Consider the following 509-nt stretch of genomic DNA (forward strand, 5'->3'; position numbering starts at 1 on the left):
TATATATGGACAACCCTATAGAAGTGTGCTGGGAGGGAAAGCATGTTAAGGTTGGGAGAGGACTCAGACAGGGCTGCCCACTGTCTCCAATATTGTTCATGATCTACCTTAGTGGTATAGAGCGAGAGCTTGAAGAGAGCGGACTGGGTTTTGACCTCAGCTGCAGGGTGGACGGACACCGACGAATGCAGAAGATTCCTGCATTGATATATGCGGACGACATAGTAATAATGGTAGACACAAGGGAGGAGCTACGGGACATGATGGAAATATGTGGGAAAGGAGGAGAAGCCTCGGGGTTAAAGTTTAGTCGCGAAAAATCTGGAGTTATGACGTACAATGCGAGGCTAGAGATGCCTCTCTATATACAGGGTGCTGATATCGGGGGTGTCGAGAAATATAAGTAATTGGGGGTGTGGCTTACGAATGGCCCAAATTATCTAAAGGAGCAAGAAGGAAAGATAATGGAAAAGTAAGGAGGAACTCCGCAGTAATGAGAAACGATGCCC

At 47.0% G+C, this 509-nt stretch carries 1 protein-coding gene; it reads left to right on the forward strand.

The genetic code is table 11. The annotated features are described in order from the left end of the window. Positions 1–407 (forward strand): reverse transcriptase domain-containing protein (locus tag Q2M23_RS43925; protein ID WP_316399584.1); only part of this gene is annotated, 407 nt, incomplete at its 5' end. Positions 408–509 lie beyond the last annotated feature (102 nt).

The organism is Bradyrhizobium sp. 33ap4 (assembly GCF_032654765.1).
Lineage (GTDB): Bacteria > Pseudomonadota > Alphaproteobacteria > Rhizobiales > Xanthobacteraceae > Bradyrhizobium > Bradyrhizobium australafricanum.